Here is a 14,722-nt window from a genome sequence, read left to right as displayed (position 1 = left end):
TCTTTTTTAATTGTTGTACATTGATGATGATACGGGTGATACTCGATGTCTGTATATGGGCTAATCCATAATCGTGATGATGGGTCTCGCCTTATGCGGCTGCCACTTGGGAGTCTCCTGTATGGCACCGCTGCCTAATGAGTAGAGCCATGCCTTGGCGGTCGCTTGTCCTTCTACTTCCGTTGAAGTCCAATACCAACAGTCATCATCCTCATCGAGGATGGGTGTGCCGCCGCATTTAAGGATGTAGGGGTTGATGATGTCCTTGGCATGATAGAGCAGACGCATCTGCGCCACACTGGGTATATAGGCACTCTGCCCGTAACGCCACATGTCGAAGACACGCTCTGCCAAAGGCGACTTCACATCGTTCGTGCCATAGAGGGCAAAGGTATTGGCATTGCCGTCGTAGGCGGTGAGGTCACAGGATGTGTCCTGCTCTACACCGATGCTGTCGGAAAAGGCTTCGGGAGCGATGTCCCACAGATAGACGGCATATCCGTTCCCCTCCATTTCTTCCCTCTGGTTGATATTGAACACCACGGCAATGGCTTGCTTGCCCGATTGCTCATAGGTTTCGTAGGGCATCACCTTGCCGTCAGTGGTCAAGATATGGGTAACCTTCATGGCTGTGTCGGGAAAGTCCTGATGCTCGTCACAGGCAGTCAGCAACATCGTTGCCGCAACTACAAGTATTGATAATAGCTTCTTCATACGCATAGTCATTTTACAGGAAGTTTCACACCCAGGACGATACCCGTTCTGAACAGGTCTTCGCCCTTGATCATCACGTCGGTCTTCACCTGCCAGAAGAGTTTCCAACCATGACGCAAGGTATAGTTATGCTCATAACCGAGGTGGATGCCGCCCAAGAACCTGTCGGTATCACTGCCTACCGATGCTCCTATACGCATGTTGCCATGGTGGTTGCGCCCTCTTGCCACACAGGGCTTGTAGGCGAAGCCAAAGCCATAACTGCGGTAGTTGTTCCAAAAACTCTCAGGACAGACATGACCGCACGAGGCGCACTCGTCCCACTTGATGTAGCCGTTGGCAAAATACTCCCACGCATTGTGGTACTTTGTCTCATGCTCGTAGGACAGCGTCACGTCCAATCCTCGCTCATACAGGCATCCGAACCCCAAGGATATACGGTCGCTGTTCTGTTGTGCCACAGCTGGAGTCATGCTTGCCATAAAACAGATGACAAGCAACAGGGTATGCACAAGCCTATTGGCTTTCCCTTTGGCCGCCGAACGTTGTTTCTTCATTCTACATTTTTCGCATACGCTCAACAACCCGTCTTCACTTTTCATTTTCATCATTCCTCCTCCAACAATATATGGTTAAACGAATCGGCTGATAGAACGTCCTCGTAGTCGATGCTGAGCGAGATGGTGCGTCCGCTTATCTGCTTCTCCGACAGCTCAATGGTCAGCACCTTGTCGTTAGGGAAGGTCATCTTCTTCACCACAATCACGTTGCGATAACCATACTTGAAGGTCTTCGCATCGTCCAATACAAGGGCTGGTGTCAGTTCAACTATCTGCGCATTGGTAGCCTTGCTCTGTTTCTTGTCTGACAGTTTGATGCGCATCTCGTCGATGTCGAAACGGATGTTGGTTTTGTTCTCCACGGAGAAATCGATGAAGAAATATTCGCCCACACTGTAGATGTTGTTCAGGCGCATCACCATACGGTGCATCTTCGTTGCCACATTGCGGTATTTGGCAGCCGATGACCATATCTGACGCGCATACTTGGTCATGTCAGCAGTGGACAAGCTCACAGCGGGATTGTTGTAGGCATTTCGCTCCGAGCATTCTATCTCCTTGTCGGTCACAGCCTCCTGCATCCTCGTGGTGTAGAGCAGTGCATACTGCGTGCGGTAGCGTTCCGTCACGATGGTCACTATCGCTAATACCTCGCCGTCGGCATACACGTTGTCTTTGGGCTTCAGGCGGATGGTGTTGTTGATGGGTTGGTCGCCCACCACTTTGTCGGTGGATATATCGACAAAGCGAATAGGTTCGGAGGCGGTGATGACGGTGGTCACTTGGTCGTTGACCGTCAGCTGCTCCATCTCCATGTAGGTGGTCTGCGCCTTGGCTGAAAGCACGCTCAGCGAAAGCAATGCACAGACGTTAATCTTCTGAATGATATTCATAATCTTTATTTTTTGATGTTTATACTCTATGAGCCACCGTTCCCGACAATTTCGTTGTCGGGCAGTGTCTATTTCCTCTTCTCCTTTCCGTTGACCAGATACACAAACGTCCCATACTTCAGCTTCACTTTATTCTTCTTGATAGCCTTGCTGATGGCGTTGCTCGTCTTCTGGTAGGCATTGGTCACGGCTTGCATTCCCCATTGCGAGAAGCTGTTGTTCGCTCCACTTTGGTCGATGTTCATGTTGCTCTGCATCGCACCGCTCGCCACATCCTTGGTGGTCTCACGGAACTGGCTGCCGGGGACATACAGCCCCTCTAATCCGTCCGTATCATAGAGCGATAGCGACACCTTTATCAGCTCATCATCCACCAAGATGGAGTTGATGCTGCCCTTTACTCGCTGCGAACCGAAACCGCTCATGGTGGCATAGAGGTACGACCCTTTCTTCACCACGGTCTCGCCAATCTCTATGTCGTCCAACAGTCTCAGACGCACTCTCGACCCGTCCGTAGCTTTCACGTCCTCGTCAATGATGGCTTTGATGAGCTTCGGCTCATGCTCGTTCTGAGTCAGGGTGTTGAAATAGTCCGAAGTCACCTTCACCTTCTTCACCACCTCCTGTGCCTTGTCCTCCTCGTCTAATGCCTTCACCGCCTTGCTGTCCTCGGCAATGCTGCCTTTCACCTCAATCTGCTCCTTGGGCGGCTCAGCCTGTGTGGTGTCCTGGGCCACGGGGGCAACTGCCGACTGACCTCTCAGCCTCGCTTCGGCAAGTGCCTTGTTGAGTGCTTCGAGTGCTTCCGCTTCTCGCGCCTTGGCATCGGCCACTTCGGCTGCATCGTCCTTCTCTTCTGCCTGACGGACGAGTTCCGCAAGGTCTTCTTCTGTGTACTTGGATTCATACGTTTCTTTCTCTTCTTCGTTGTCACGCTCAATATTATCCACTGCCGAATAGTCGGCTATGCGACCATACGACTTCGCCATATTCTCGTACTTGCCACCGATGCCGTCACCGTTCTTTATCTGCGCTCCGGGCAGGTTGGGGTTCAGGAACTCGGTGGTCTGCAGGTTCTTGTCCTGCGTTTCCGCCACCTCCGTATTGAACATGTCAAAGACAAAATAGCCTGTGGCAAGCAACGGGATGTACACGATAGCTGGCAGCATGTACTTCGGCTGGCGGAAGTTTATCTTATCTGTTATTCTCATCGCTGTCTGTTTTTGATGTTACTGACTTGTCTTGCTCCTCCTTGTCGGCCCGATGCGTCACGGGAGGAGTGATGCAATGGGCGGCATCCATCATCTGTTTCATGCGCCCTTCCTGCCGCTCGATGGCACTCTTCGCCTCCGTTCGATGATCGTAGTACCGCACCATCCTATAGATATTGATGCCGAAACAGATGGCGACAAAGCCGAAGACAATGACGAGAAACAGCGTCTTGTGGGCATTGGCGAAGCCTTGCACTTTAGCCGCCGCACGGTCTATCCTCGTGGTCTTGGCAAACTTGCGTCCTGCCGCCACCTCCTTCTCATACCGCTCCCTGTACTTGGGGTCGTTCTTGTCGGGCATTTCCTCGCCCACAAGCATCCGTCTGATTCCTTTTACACTCATACCGCTGCGATATTAGAAGTTTGACTTCGACTTCTGCTCAATATCCTTGTTGAGCAAGGTTCTCCAGTTCGTGATGAGCAGTCCGTGAGGATTGTTCTCCGTCCTAGGCACACGCTTCACCTGTCCCGCCGTCACCAGTTCACGCATCAGGATGTTGCTCCTCCGCTCAATCCTCTGCCTACCGTAGTAGGTGAACTCCATCTTCTCCTTGTTGAACTTGATACTGTCACAGAAGATGCTGAACACGGCACTCGTACCCATGATGTTGTTGTAGAAGCCTTTCTCCTTCAGCGTGTTGTACTGCGCCAATCCTGTCTCATCGACAAGATACATTGCCTTCTCCATCGAATAGCGGATATACTTGTCGTCGGGAGCCAGCGTGAAGAAGTAATGGTGGAACATCTCGATATGGCTCTTTGCCTCCACATCCAGCGTTTCCTCCATCGTGGTGCGGTTCACCAGTATGGGCACGTTGCCGTCCAATACATACACTTTCTGCTGCGCATCCGTCACCATGCAGCGTGCCGTCCAGATGCTCGACACCGAGATGATGATACAGCCCACGAGAAAGGCGGAGCAGATGATGCCCACTAACTTGATCTTGTTTTCTAAGTTCTTGATTACCATACGTTACTGCTTGTTTGAGGTCTGATTTCTCTTCATTCTCACATATTCACGGTGCAGAATGGTGTATATGTCCTTCTCAACTTCTTCCACCAGTTTGGCGTAATACTTGATGCAAGCCTCTACGTAGATGCCTTCGTATTTCAGTTGGATCCATACCCACCAGATGTCACGTTCTCGTCTCCGTCGGTTTCTGTAGATCTTGGCACGATGCAAGCGATAACTCAGGTAATCTACCATAGGCACTACATACTCATCGTTATCCTCAAAGCCTTCTGCCATCTCCTCATATTGTGGGTCGATGTAGTTGTTTTCAGAATTGAAGAACTCTTCCTTTGCACGCTTGTTGGCAAACTCCATGAATTTCTCATCTTTGAGCCAACGCTCAATTTCATTTTTTGCTTTCATTTTTCTTGATGGTTATTATTTGTTTGTATTTCAATGTTATCTCATCACTGTCGCCATGGCTCCCGTAGCCGTCATCTTTGCCTGTTGTGCCACGCCCTCACCGAAGTTTCGGGTTGAGAAGGCGGTGTCGCCCTCTGGTATCATCCATGCCGCAAGGTCGGGCACGAGGTTCAAGCATTTCAACGCCACGATGCTCGCCGCCATCAGATAGCCTGCCGAGAAGAACGAGTTTTGCAGATAGGCTGCCATCGTCTGCTCACTGGCGGTGATGGCCTTCAGATTCTCTACCTGTATGCAGAGCACAATATCAAACAGCAATAGAACGTAGAAACCGACGAAGTATAGGCTTATTACAAGGAAAGAATAATCGTATAAAAAGAAATAAAATCGGTGGAATATACTGTATATTAGCGATTTGATTACCTTTCCGATTTTATCCAAGAAAGCATATCAAACAACAGTTTTAATGATATTTTGTTGCATATTTGTTGTGTAATACAGAAAAATTTGGTAATTTTGCAGCGTGGAAACAGGGGTAAATCTGCCTGTGAAAAGAAAAATATAAGGAAAGGAAAACATCATGGCACGACCGAAGAAAGTACAAAAGGTGAAAGAACCCGTCCGCATCCGTCAGCGCAAACTGGCTAACGGAAACATGAGCCTGTATCTCGATGTCTATGTAAAGGGGGTACGCAAGGTTGAATCTCTCGGATTGTACCTTGTGCCCGAACAGACACCGATAGACCGCCAGCAGAACAACCACGCAAGACAGGTTGCCGAGAAAATTAAAGCCGAGCGCATCCTGGCATTGCAGAACCACGGTGTGCGCCAGTGGGACAAGGTGAAGCGGTCGTGTATAACGCTTGTTGATTTCCTAAAAGAGTATGAACAGGAGAAATTCGGTTTCTCTATATCCACCCTTAAAGGCAGACGTGACCTGCGGCTGAAAATCGAAACCTATCTAAAAGAAGCGAACTGCCCGGATATTGTCTTGGCAAACGTGGATGTGGATTTCTGCCGTGGCTTCATAGATTTCCTGCGCTATGCGAAGAACGGGGTGCGCAAGGATGGCAGTGTCATCAGCAACGGTGCGGCACACCATCATCAGGCTGTTTTGAACGGTGCGCTGAACAAAGCCGTGCGTGACGGCATACTGTCGGCGAATCCGCTGAAGTCCATCAGTCCAAAAGAGAAGTACCAGCCAACCGAAAGCATGAGGGAATACCTCACGTTGGAGGAAATGAAAGCGGCGATGGCTACACCGTGCCCCCATGAGGATGTGAAACGTGCGTTCCTGTTCTCCTGCTTTACCGGGCTTCGCCTTAGCGATGTGCGGTCACTGACATGGGGAAAGATTGTCAAAGCCCCCGATGGCAAGACCTTATATATAAGAATAAAGATGCAGAAGACCCAAAAGCTGATAAACGTGCCGTTGTCAAAAGAGGCTGTCGATTGCCTGAATCCCAAAGAGAATTCCGATGAACCGATTTTCACATTACCGACAGGAACTTCTAACATTGAACGGAACATAGAGAAGTGGATGCAGAACGCACATATAGACAAGCATATAACCTATCATTGCAGCCGACATACCGCAGCTACCATGCTGCTCACACTCGGTGCGGACATATACACCACATCGAAGCTACTCGGTCATGCCAATGTGAACACGACCGCCATCTATGCAAAGATTGTGGATCAAAAGAAAGTGGAAACGGTCAATCTTGTTGATGACTTCTTTTCAATACAACCGCAAACGGAGGGAAACAGATGAAAATAACGATAAGGACACGAACATTGAAAACGGGAAGCCGTTCCATATACCTTGATTTCTATGAAAAGGGGAAAAGATGGAGCGAGTACCTGAACCTGTTTCTTGTGCCGGACGATGCGCTCGATGCAAGGCGACTCAACGAGGCGGCTATGGCAAAAGCGAATGAAATAAAATCAAAGCGGATGCTCGGCATTGACGAGGACGAAACGGAGGCAGACAACGGCAATTCAAAGCAACAGCCCAAACGGATTTTTGCGGATTGGCTTGACAGCCATATCGAAGGGATTAGACGCAATCCGTCCTATTCTCCGGCAACGTACCACAATTACCGCTCCTGTGTCAATATAATAAAGGAGTATTTGAAACATCGCCGCAGGCCTCGCTTCCTGATGTCGAAAATCGACAAGAAGTTTATTGTCGGATTGCTTGACTTCATGAAGAACACCTACAAGAACACCAAATCGCCCGACAATCCAAAGGATATGTCGCTTCACACGCTGCATCTGCACCAGAGTACACTGGTACGAATGCTCAATGCTGCGGTAAAAGAGAGCGTGATGGATAAAAACCCTTTCTATGCTTTGGGCAGGCACGAGCGGATAGCCAAGCAACAGTCTGAAAGGGAGTATCTCACAAAAGAGGAGTTGCTTGCGCTTATCAAGGCTCCGACTACCAACGAGACAACCAAACGGGCATTCTTGTTCTGCTGCTTTACCGGATTGCGGTATAGCGATGTTTCCGCATTAACATGGCGAAATATAAAACAGGTCAATGGTGGATTGGTCGTTTCCATCCAATCCATGCAAAAGACAGGGAAACAGGTAACGATACCATTGAACCAGTCTGCGTTAAATTGGTTGCCGGATAGAAACGGCTGCAAGCCGGGACAAAAGGTTTTCGACATGACATGCCTTAGTGCCTGCGACAGATGCCTTAAAAAGATGGCTGCTGCCGCAGGGATAGAAAAGAATGTTAGTTTCCACACGGCGCGCCATTCAATGGCTACGCTGTCATTGGCTGCCGGAGGCGACTTATATACGGTCGGTAAATTGCTCGGACATACAAGTATAAATTCTACACAAGTCTATGCCGATGTAGTTATGGAAACTAAGATAGAAGCGGTAAGCCGAATATCGGATTTCTTTTCAAACTAACAGTATTGAATAATAGATACTTTGAAAGCATTTTGTATCAAAGAATTGTTTACCACTACTGAAATTTTATGTTTTAAATAACAAAGAGACAACGAATATACAACAAGCTATATAAACTTCATTAGGGGGATAATTTTGCCTAATTATGTCATTTCCTTGGCAAGAATCATATAGAAATGGCTTAATTCACTTGTCCGAAGCAAAGAAGTACGCTCAAAGATAAGAGATTATCAAAGAATTTTCGTAATTTTGCACTCGGATTAGGGTAACCTTGTCCGATCACATCGTTGGTAAAAAAGAGGCGTTATGTCTTCTTCTTGTATATACGAAGCCTGAGAAACTTCAAATAATGTGAACAAGAGTTGGCGTAATAGTCTCCACGCATATGGCGTGGGGCTGTTATTTCCACATCTGTTCACAAAGGTTTTCTCAGGGCCTGTATATTAGGACGTGGCATACAGCACCACGCTTCTGCATAGATAAAGGCTCTCGTGGCGGCGGAGATGCATATAGAAGATATATGAGAAAGATTTATTTGGTATTTTGTTTTTTTGAACTAATTATTTCAATACATTCTTTGGCTCAAAACGACATCTGTTCTTATTGCAATGGAAGTTCGAAGGTTAAATGCGATGAATGTAATGGGGATAACCATGCTAATTGCATAAAATGTCATGGCACAGGATTTATAAGATGCCCCTTTAAGAATGCTTATCCTGTATTCCATCCTGTTGTGGTTGAATCTATGCCGACTTCTTTGTCGCAAAATATACATACTGATTATCACAATTCTACTAAAACTAATTCAGATTCAAAGTATTCTGCTTTGAATAATCCAAATCTTGTAGATAATAGCGAAAAAATTAAGCAATCCGAAAAGGGTATAAAAGAACTGGAATACAAAAAACAGCATTGTTCATATTGTCATGGCACAGGAAAGGTTCCCGGAAACTATTGCTATCCTTGCAGAGGAACTGGTACTATAAAGATTGGTTACTATACTCCACAATTTTTCCCATGCAACTGGTGCGGAGGAAAAGGACGCAGTGATGTCGCATGTACAGAATGTCAAAAAACTAATATGGCAATCAGCTTTGTCAAACTACATCTTGAGAACCTCAAAGAAACTCATGGCATGACTAAAGAAACAGAGCAATTCTATTATGAGCACAAGAACAAAATGGCACAGATGGATCGAGATTATCAAAATTCTATAAATGCCATAGCAGATTCTTATCTCGATAAGCCTTCAAACAAAAGCTCTGTTTATCGGCATTCTAATGGAGAGCCTTTGTGCCCAGACTGTAAGGGAAGTGGAAAATGTCATATATGCAAAGGTGACAAGTTGTATGAAAACAGTTATGATAATTACAGGATTACAAATTGTGATTTTTGTAAACAGACAGGTGTTTGTCCTATGTGTCATGGAAGAGGTACTATTAGATAACAACTAAAAAATGAAATTATGAATAGAATGAGTATTAAAATAGGCTTGTTTATAACAACGCTTTGTGTGTCACTGAACAGCCTCGCCCAAAACAATAACGAGGTTGAGGTTAATGTTGAAATAGAACTGGAAGAAGTGTATGATATAAAAGAACCCGAAGCAATAGATATGGGAGGTTCTGTGTTATGGGCATCTTTTAACCTCTATGCGGAGAAACCAAGTAATGTTGGAATATATTGTGGATGGGGTGATCCAACAGGGAATCTAAGGTTTCAGGCTGATAACCCTAATGAAGAAAATTATATCGAGCCAGAGGCCTGTCTTGCCATGTATGGAGGTCTTGAACCCGCCTATAACATATCTGGTTCTGATATAGACATTGTTCATCGGCATTTAAAGAACGGCTGGCAAATGCCCAGTAAATACAACTTTGATGAGTTGCATGATTGTAAATGGGAATTGACACGCATAGAAGGAACACTGGGATATAAAGTTACAGCAAAGAATGGAAATTCCATTTTTTTGCCAGCATGGAATAATGAAATGGGCAAAGAATATGGGGTTGACGTAGCATACGGATGTTACTGGACATCTTCAATATGTCATATTTATATGAGTTCAGATGTTGAAGGTGCATATGGAGCGTATTTCTTTAATTTTGTTTATACCCCTTGGTGGCTAAAGACTGAAGATTATGATTTGGAAACAGTACCAGTGAACGGAGAAAACTTTTTAACAGCGGGTGACCGTTGGGCACAACTGATGATACGTCCAGTCAAACCAAAATCAATGTCGAAATAGAATTAATTGCCTACGATTTTAAAATGAATAAGATAAAAAGGCTAATAATGTCGATTCTTTCAATAACGTTATCATTGATTGGTACAAATGCACAAGAGTTGACTATTGAAGAATGTAAGCTGGCTGCAGAAAAGGGGATTTTCCTTGCTCAAGCAGACTTAGGTTTTTTATATTTTACAGGTCATTCACAAGTATTGGGAACAATACCACAAGATTATGTGAAATCCATGCATTATTTGCAGTTAGCCGCACTAAATTCAGCCGCAAGAGGAAAGGAAACCAGTAAGTTAAAAGTCCTATGTATGGCTTATTTAGCCCAATTATACGAATGGGGACATGAACATGACAAAAGGTTAAAAACAGATCATGATGAGGCTTTCTTTTGGGCATATGCTGCACTATCTAATGAGTTAAGTTCGGACTGTGGTGAAGAATTGTATAAGAACATAATAGAAATAGCCGTTAAGGGAATGTGTGAATATGCACAAATTGACCGACGGTTTGTCAGCGAGTTTATGTATTTAAAAGAAACCGCTATTGTTAAAGATTTTGCAATCCAATATTTCCTTGATAAAATTTATAGTCATGCAGTGCGATGGAATGAGCATTCGGCTAATTCGTTAAATTTCAAATCAAGAAGGAATAAAGATGGTAGTTATAAGTATATAGGAGAATTACACGATGGGAAACCTAACGGTATAGGAATTCTTTTCTTGAAAAATGCTATATATTGCGGGGATTTTATAAATGGGAAGTTTCATGGCAACGGCTATTTAGAGTACAAAGAAAGCGGGAGTATAAAGGTCGGGGAATGGCGCAATGACAAATTGCATGATGGTGTTTATTATGAGGGAGGAAAACGTGTAGAACCATCAGCCATATATAAGGATGGCAAAGACCTATGGCCCCGACCGACAAGTTTAAACATAGGTAAAACAGACAAAAGAGGGAATGTGATACCGAACCCTGAGAATATGAATTTATCAGTACGTTGGGCAAGTGGTCTTGTCGGGAGCAATAAAAGCAATCCTACTGGAGATTTGTATAGATGGGGATCAACAAATCCCAATCATAAATTCCAAAGTAGCAGTCAATCTGCACCTAACTATCTTCCACGTTCAGCTTGTTTAGCCATATACGGTGGGGCGGGACGCCACAGCGACATTTCGGGTACTGGTTATGATGCACCCTTTTGTTTATGGAGTAATTCATGGAGAATGCCAACATTGAAAGAGATGAAGGAACTGATTTCGGAATGTAAAATAGATATAGAAAAGGATGGTACACTTAAAATAATGAGAACAGATGATATCTCTGACGGTTTTTTATGTGTGAAAGTACCATGCGGAACTAATGGTTATGGAATTTGGACTGGTAGCATAGATCCATGGGACAGTGAAAAAGCATACGTATTGATTATTGATGTAAGAAGTGGTAAATTGAATATTGAGACCAAAGATAGAGAATGTGATTTCGCGATACTTCCAGTGACTGAAGTTCCTTTTTACAATAGTGAATTATACCAATTACCATAATCATTGAGATCTCAAATCATGAAATATTTTTGTATTGTCATTACCGTAGCATTGCTTGTTGGGTGTTCTGTAAACAATAGCAAGTTTCAACCTTTGGCAGAATCCTTAAACAGCCTTTGTCCCATTATCCTGTTGGATGGAGAAGCGGAACTAACAAAAGTAACGTGTCCTGCAGCCAAGTTTCAGATAGACATTACATTGCATAAAGAGTCTCCTGTTTCTGTTTCTTCCCTGCGTGCTTTGGATGATGAATATTCCAGACTTGTGCAAGAAGCGGAAAGAGTATATGAGATTGAAGGAAATACAGGAGGGCAAGCATTTTTAAAAGGCCTGATAGCCCAATTACCTATCCTTGCCCAAATGATTGATACCATTGCCGTTGAGACTTCTACACCAGAAAGTACGCAAGGATGGGTGCCCTTGGGTATCCGTATCAGTGACGAGACCGATACCCTTGTTTATACCTATAACGATGAGTGGGAGTATTTGACAGAGTATGAATGGTTGAATGCCATCATGCCAATTGAGATGTGCGGATGGACATCAGAGGGGAACACGCTTCCACCTTTGAACGATGTCGTAAAGGTGACAAGCACTCCACGTGTAAGCAAGGAAGGCACTCTGAAAATATATTGTTCGTATGATGCAGATCCTGCCTATACCCTTTCGGGCAAGCCGATGTGCATCAGTGAGGTCAGGGAAAAGTATTTCAACAAGAAAATTCTGGAGGATTATCTCACAGCTCTAAAGAAAGAGAATAAAAGCATACAGCGTTATATGGATGCCTGTGGGCGACGCGGGATAGGTGTCAAGTTTGTCGTGGAGGGACGTAAAGACGGTATTGACTACGACCTTGCAGACTCGGAGTTTATAAAGAGGTGGGAACGTTGCGGAGGAAACGATAGTATTATCATAAGCGCACCATTTTTATAAAAGCGTTATTCTCACACCTCTTTTTGCTCTTCCTTGAATTTATTCGCTTCGATTTTTGGAATCCTTTCTAACGGCTTTGGCCTGTTCATCGAATATGGTCAAAGTCGAATCCGCACCGACTGTTTCCGTCAGTTTCTCATAAGCTCCGATGGTTACTGCCAGTCCAGGATGCAGATCGTTGAGCATGACCGTAGTCACTTTATGCTTGTCTGCAACCGTTTTCAACCGCCTGTTTTCTTCCCGATATTCATGCCATTGTACCCAACTGACAGCAAACAGGGCGAAGTACACGAATAATGTGACAATGCCAGCCCATGCGTAAGGGTTCTTGTGCCAGCCATCGGGAACTCTGCTCCATAGCAACCTTATTGCTTTTAACGCCTTGTTCGGGCGGATTGCCTGCCACAGCTCCGGTATGACACCTTGCTTTTGCTGCGTCTTTTCCGAAGCCTGTTTGTCTTTCTCCACATGGGCAGTCAGCATTTCCAATATCTTGTTGAGCTGTTCCTTGATAGTGGGAACGCCCCTTTTGTGCATTTCCTTGTCGTTGGCATTTAGATATAAGCGCAGACTCGCTACCGCTTCATCACCTATTGATTGCTTGTATTCCTCGATGGCTTCCTTGCTTCCGAAAATGGCATTGACATTTTCCGGTGCATTGCCATTGAAGAAACTTATAACAGGTTCCAGCCTCTCCACCAGTCGGTTCAATGTCTCGTCCTTGTCCGTGCTGTCCTTTGCATCCAGTTTCTCCTTGATTGCCTCAATGTCCTCCGCTAATGCCCCGATAAGGTCGGCTATGTTCTGTAAGTTATCTTTCATCTTCCTCTCCTTCTTGGTTTATATTTGTTCTTCTCATTGTCGTTATCGCCCCAGCCGCTTTCGTTTCCTCCACCGCCTCCGCCGGATGAAACCTTGGCTTGGTGCGGCTGTACGTACAGCTCCATGAGTGCGCCGATGGTTACTTGAACGATGTTCAAGCCGGATTCAGCAGGATTGCCGCCGTTGCCGTCCGCTTCCGTTCCGGCTGATGACGGTTGTCCTATAAAAGTACCTGACGCATGGCTGTCCGTTGCCATGCCTTGCATGGTTGGTTGTGTCCGTCCGTCAAATCCGTTGTCCGGCACACGGGGGTGCCATTCCATGTCCTCGGCAATGCGACTTTCAAACAGCCTGTCTAACTTATAAAAGCTCATGCTCCGGTCTATCCGTGAGCCGCTGAATGAGATTTCACCTTTTGTGAACGACACACCGAGGATTTTGCCGTTATGCCTGTCATATTTGAAATTCACCCTGATTCCTTGCTTTGCCAGCCTGTCGCACAAATCCGACCAGCAGTTACAACAGGGTAATGCCGCCTTGATTGCATCGTATATTTGGTATTTCACCTTGTCTTTTCCACGCAGGCGGTCACGCTTCACGTTCATCTTACCCTTGGAGAAGTGCAGTCCGTATTCCCTCGTGAGAGCCTTGCATATCTTCACGTTGCGTACACGATCGTTGCCGGTGCTGATGGCGTTTCCGTCATTGTCCACTCTGTTTGCCACGATGTGCAGATGCTGGTGTTCCCTGTCGGTATGGCGGCTCACGATATACTGGGTGTTCACAATACCCATGCGTTGCATATACTCACGGGCGATTTCGACCATCAGGTCATCCGTCAGCTTGGGTGCGTCCTCGTGTGCGAAGTCCAGCGAGATATGATACACCGGATTTTTCAGCTTGCGCCCCGGTTTGTCGTCCGCCTGTCCCTGCATACTCCTTGCGATGGTGGCGTTGTCATCAAGCCTCACGTCCTTGCTGTCGATGAGCCGTGCCTTCTTAGGGTTGTTCACATAGTTCACCACTCTGGCGAAGCTCGCCCGTTTCTTCAAATCGCCCATCATATTCTCTCGATGATTTTGTTGAACTTGCCCAGCAAGTCCATGATTTTGCCTTTCAAAAGAGAAAAGCCCTGTTGGTGCGCCATCTTCGCCAGTTGGTTCAGGTTGTTGCACCCACCCTCCAGCATCCGTATCTGCCGTCTGTCCTCCAGTGTCCGTGCCGCCTCGACCTTGCCGTGCAGCAACAGTTCGCGCAGGAAGTGCGACGGCTTCTTTCCGGCATCGGTTATCCGTTTCATGACCGCTTTCCACTCGGCGAGCGTGAGCCGTGTGGATATGGTCTTTGTCCGTGCCTTGCCTTTTGCGGATTTCGGTCTGCCGCCTTTATGTGATTTTTCGTTATCTGTCATACGCTTGTTTTTATCGGTTATAAAAGGAATGA

16 protein-coding genes and 1 pseudogene are annotated in these 14,722 nt (G+C 46.0%); 6 read left to right on the top strand and 11 right to left on the bottom strand.

Annotated features, from left to right (window positions below; all coding sequences use genetic code 11):
• Positions 1-60: 60 nt before the first annotated feature.
• From BUC01_RS03120 to BUC01_RS03085, 8 genes and pseudogenes are all read right to left on the bottom strand, one after another.
• Complete coding sequence (locus tag BUC01_RS03120; protein ID WP_175560857.1) at positions 61-714, bottom strand: Lcl C-terminal domain-containing protein; 654 nt, start codon at positions 712-714, stop codon at positions 61-63.
• 8 nt (positions 715-722) lie between these two features.
• Complete coding sequence (locus BUC01_RS03115; protein ID WP_243462283.1) at positions 723-1,196, bottom strand: hypothetical protein; 474 nt, start codon at positions 1,194-1,196, stop codon at positions 723-725.
• Positions 1,197-1,321: 125 nt separating this feature from the next.
• Entirely contained in the window at positions 1,322-2,167 is an 846-nt protein-coding gene (gene traN / locus BUC01_RS03110; protein WP_025830773.1) for a conjugative transposon protein TraN, read from the bottom strand.
• Between the two features lie 68 nt (positions 2,168-2,235).
• Complete coding sequence (traM, locus tag BUC01_RS03105) at positions 2,236-3,378, bottom strand: conjugative transposon protein TraM (RefSeq protein ID WP_073312696.1); 1,143 nt, start codon at positions 3,376-3,378, stop codon at positions 2,236-2,238.
• Positions 3,362-3,781 carry a hypothetical protein gene (locus tag BUC01_RS03100; RefSeq protein WP_025830774.1) on the bottom strand — a complete coding sequence of 140 codons (420 nt, stop codon included), beginning with the start codon at positions 3,779-3,781 and terminating at the stop codon, positions 3,362-3,364. Before BUC01_RS03100 ends, traM begins: the two co-directional genes overlap by 17 nt.
• 12 nt (positions 3,782-3,793) lie before the next feature.
• Positions 3,794-4,408 (bottom strand): conjugative transposon protein TraK, encoded by a 615-nt coding sequence (gene traK / locus BUC01_RS03095; RefSeq protein ID WP_025830775.1) that lies wholly within the window; start codon positions 4,406-4,408, stop codon positions 3,794-3,796.
• A 3-nt stretch (positions 4,409-4,411) separates the two neighbouring features.
• Positions 4,412-4,813, bottom strand: a complete 402-nt coding sequence (locus BUC01_RS03090; RefSeq protein WP_025830776.1) for a hypothetical protein — start codon at positions 4,811-4,813, stop codon at positions 4,412-4,414.
• A gap of 36 nt (positions 4,814-4,849) precedes the next feature.
• Positions 4,850-5,158, bottom strand: a pseudogene (locus tag BUC01_RS03085) (hypothetical protein); the annotation flags it as partial.
• A 235-nt stretch (positions 5,159-5,393) separates the two neighbouring features.
• Here BUC01_RS03085 and BUC01_RS03080 point away from each other — a divergent pair.
• The 6 genes from BUC01_RS03080 to BUC01_RS03055 all read left to right on the top strand — a co-directional run bounded on the left by BUC01_RS03080 (position 5,394) and on the right by BUC01_RS03055 (position 12,457).
• Positions 5,394-6,587, top strand: a complete 1,194-nt coding sequence (locus tag BUC01_RS03080) for a site-specific integrase (protein ID WP_025830778.1) — start codon at positions 5,394-5,396, stop codon at positions 6,585-6,587.
• A complete protein-coding gene (locus BUC01_RS03075; RefSeq protein WP_025830779.1) occupies positions 6,584-7,741 on the top strand; it encodes a site-specific integrase in 1,158 nt (385 codons plus the stop codon). The genes BUC01_RS03080 and BUC01_RS03075 overlap by 4 nt, the downstream gene beginning before the upstream one ends.
• Positions 7,742-8,261: 520 nt before the next feature.
• The gene (locus tag BUC01_RS25035) at positions 8,262-9,188 is read left to right on the top strand and encodes a hypothetical protein (RefSeq protein WP_025830780.1); all 927 of its coding nucleotides are present in this window, start codon (positions 8,262-8,264) and stop codon (positions 9,186-9,188) included.
• Positions 9,189-9,206: 18 nt separating this feature from the next.
• Positions 9,207-9,989: a hypothetical protein gene (locus BUC01_RS03065; RefSeq protein ID WP_025830781.1), complete on the top strand. Its 783-nt coding sequence runs from the start codon at positions 9,207-9,209 to the stop codon at positions 9,987-9,989.
• Positions 9,990-10,012: 23 nt separating this feature from the next.
• On the top strand, positions 10,013-11,524 hold the full coding sequence (locus BUC01_RS03060; RefSeq protein WP_073312692.1) for an SEL1-like repeat protein: 1,512 nt from the start codon (positions 10,013-10,015) through the stop codon (positions 11,522-11,524).
• Positions 11,525-11,542: 18 nt separating this feature from the next.
• Complete coding sequence (locus BUC01_RS03055) at positions 11,543-12,457, top strand: hypothetical protein (protein WP_073312690.1); 915 nt, start codon at positions 11,543-11,545, stop codon at positions 12,455-12,457.
• 39 nt (positions 12,458-12,496) lie between these two features.
• On the opposite strand, the gene BUC01_RS03050 is transcribed toward BUC01_RS03055, so the two are convergent.
• Genes BUC01_RS03050 through BUC01_RS03040 form a run of 3 tightly spaced genes read right to left on the bottom strand, consistent with a single transcriptional unit; the run spans position 12,497 to position 14,690 of the window.
• Entirely contained in the window at positions 12,497-13,279 is a 783-nt protein-coding gene (locus BUC01_RS03050; protein ID WP_025830785.1) for a hypothetical protein, read from the bottom strand.
• Complete coding sequence (locus BUC01_RS03045) at positions 13,276-14,343, bottom strand: relaxase/mobilization nuclease domain-containing protein (RefSeq protein ID WP_025830786.1); 1,068 nt, start codon at positions 14,341-14,343, stop codon at positions 13,276-13,278. Before BUC01_RS03045 ends, BUC01_RS03050 begins: the two co-directional genes overlap by 4 nt.
• Positions 14,340-14,690 carry a plasmid mobilization protein gene (locus BUC01_RS03040; protein WP_025830787.1) on the bottom strand — a complete coding sequence of 117 codons (351 nt, stop codon included), beginning with the start codon at positions 14,688-14,690 and terminating at the stop codon, positions 14,340-14,342. Before BUC01_RS03040 ends, BUC01_RS03045 begins: the two co-directional genes overlap by 4 nt.
• Positions 14,691-14,722 lie beyond the last annotated feature (32 nt).

The organism is Bacteroides stercorirosoris, assembly GCF_900142015.1.
Taxonomy (GTDB): domain Bacteria; phylum Bacteroidota; class Bacteroidia; order Bacteroidales; family Bacteroidaceae; genus Bacteroides; species Bacteroides stercorirosoris.
This window is presented reverse-complemented; position numbering and strand designations above follow the sequence as displayed.

What these genes read in the sequence shown, in the direction of transcription:
- BUC01_RS03120 (WP_175560857.1), bottom strand. Translation starts at nt 714, where the DNA reads ATGAAGAAGCTATTATCAATACTTGTAGTTGCGGCAACGATGTTGCTG.
- BUC01_RS03115 (WP_243462283.1), bottom strand. Translation starts at nt 1,196, where the DNA reads ATGGCAAGCATGACTCCAGCTGTGGCACAACAGAACAGCGACCGTATA.
- traN (WP_025830773.1), bottom strand. Translation starts at nt 2,167, where the DNA reads ATGAATATCATTCAGAAGATTAACGTCTGTGCATTGCTTTCGCTGAGC.
- traM (WP_073312696.1), bottom strand. Translation starts at nt 3,378, where the DNA reads ATGAGAATAACAGATAAGATAAACTTCCGCCAGCCGAAGTACATGCTG.
- BUC01_RS03100 (WP_025830774.1), bottom strand. Translation starts at nt 3,781, where the DNA reads ATGAGTGTAAAAGGAATCAGACGGATGCTTGTGGGCGAGGAAATGCCC.
- traK (WP_025830775.1), bottom strand. Translation starts at nt 4,408, where the DNA reads ATGGTAATCAAGAACTTAGAAAACAAGATCAAGTTAGTGGGCATCATC.
- BUC01_RS03090 (WP_025830776.1), bottom strand. Translation starts at nt 4,813, where the DNA reads ATGAAAGCAAAAAATGAAATTGAGCGTTGGCTCAAAGATGAGAAATTC.
- BUC01_RS03080 (WP_025830778.1), top strand. Translation starts at nt 5,394, where the DNA reads ATGGCACGACCGAAGAAAGTACAAAAGGTGAAAGAACCCGTCCGCATC.
- BUC01_RS03075 (WP_025830779.1), top strand. Translation starts at nt 6,584, where the DNA reads ATGAAAATAACGATAAGGACACGAACATTGAAAACGGGAAGCCGTTCC.
- BUC01_RS25035 (WP_025830780.1), top strand. Translation starts at nt 8,262, where the DNA reads ATGAGAAAGATTTATTTGGTATTTTGTTTTTTTGAACTAATTATTTCA.
- BUC01_RS03065 (WP_025830781.1), top strand. Translation starts at nt 9,207, where the DNA reads ATGAATAGAATGAGTATTAAAATAGGCTTGTTTATAACAACGCTTTGT.
- BUC01_RS03060 (WP_073312692.1), top strand. Translation starts at nt 10,013, where the DNA reads ATGAATAAGATAAAAAGGCTAATAATGTCGATTCTTTCAATAACGTTA.
- BUC01_RS03055 (WP_073312690.1), top strand. Translation starts at nt 11,543, where the DNA reads ATGAAATATTTTTGTATTGTCATTACCGTAGCATTGCTTGTTGGGTGT.
- BUC01_RS03050 (WP_025830785.1), bottom strand. Translation starts at nt 13,279, where the DNA reads ATGAAAGATAACTTACAGAACATAGCCGACCTTATCGGGGCATTAGCG.
- BUC01_RS03045 (WP_025830786.1), bottom strand. Translation starts at nt 14,343, where the DNA reads ATGATGGGCGATTTGAAGAAACGGGCGAGCTTCGCCAGAGTGGTGAAC.
- BUC01_RS03040 (WP_025830787.1), bottom strand. Translation starts at nt 14,690, where the DNA reads ATGACAGATAACGAAAAATCACATAAAGGCGGCAGACCGAAATCCGCA.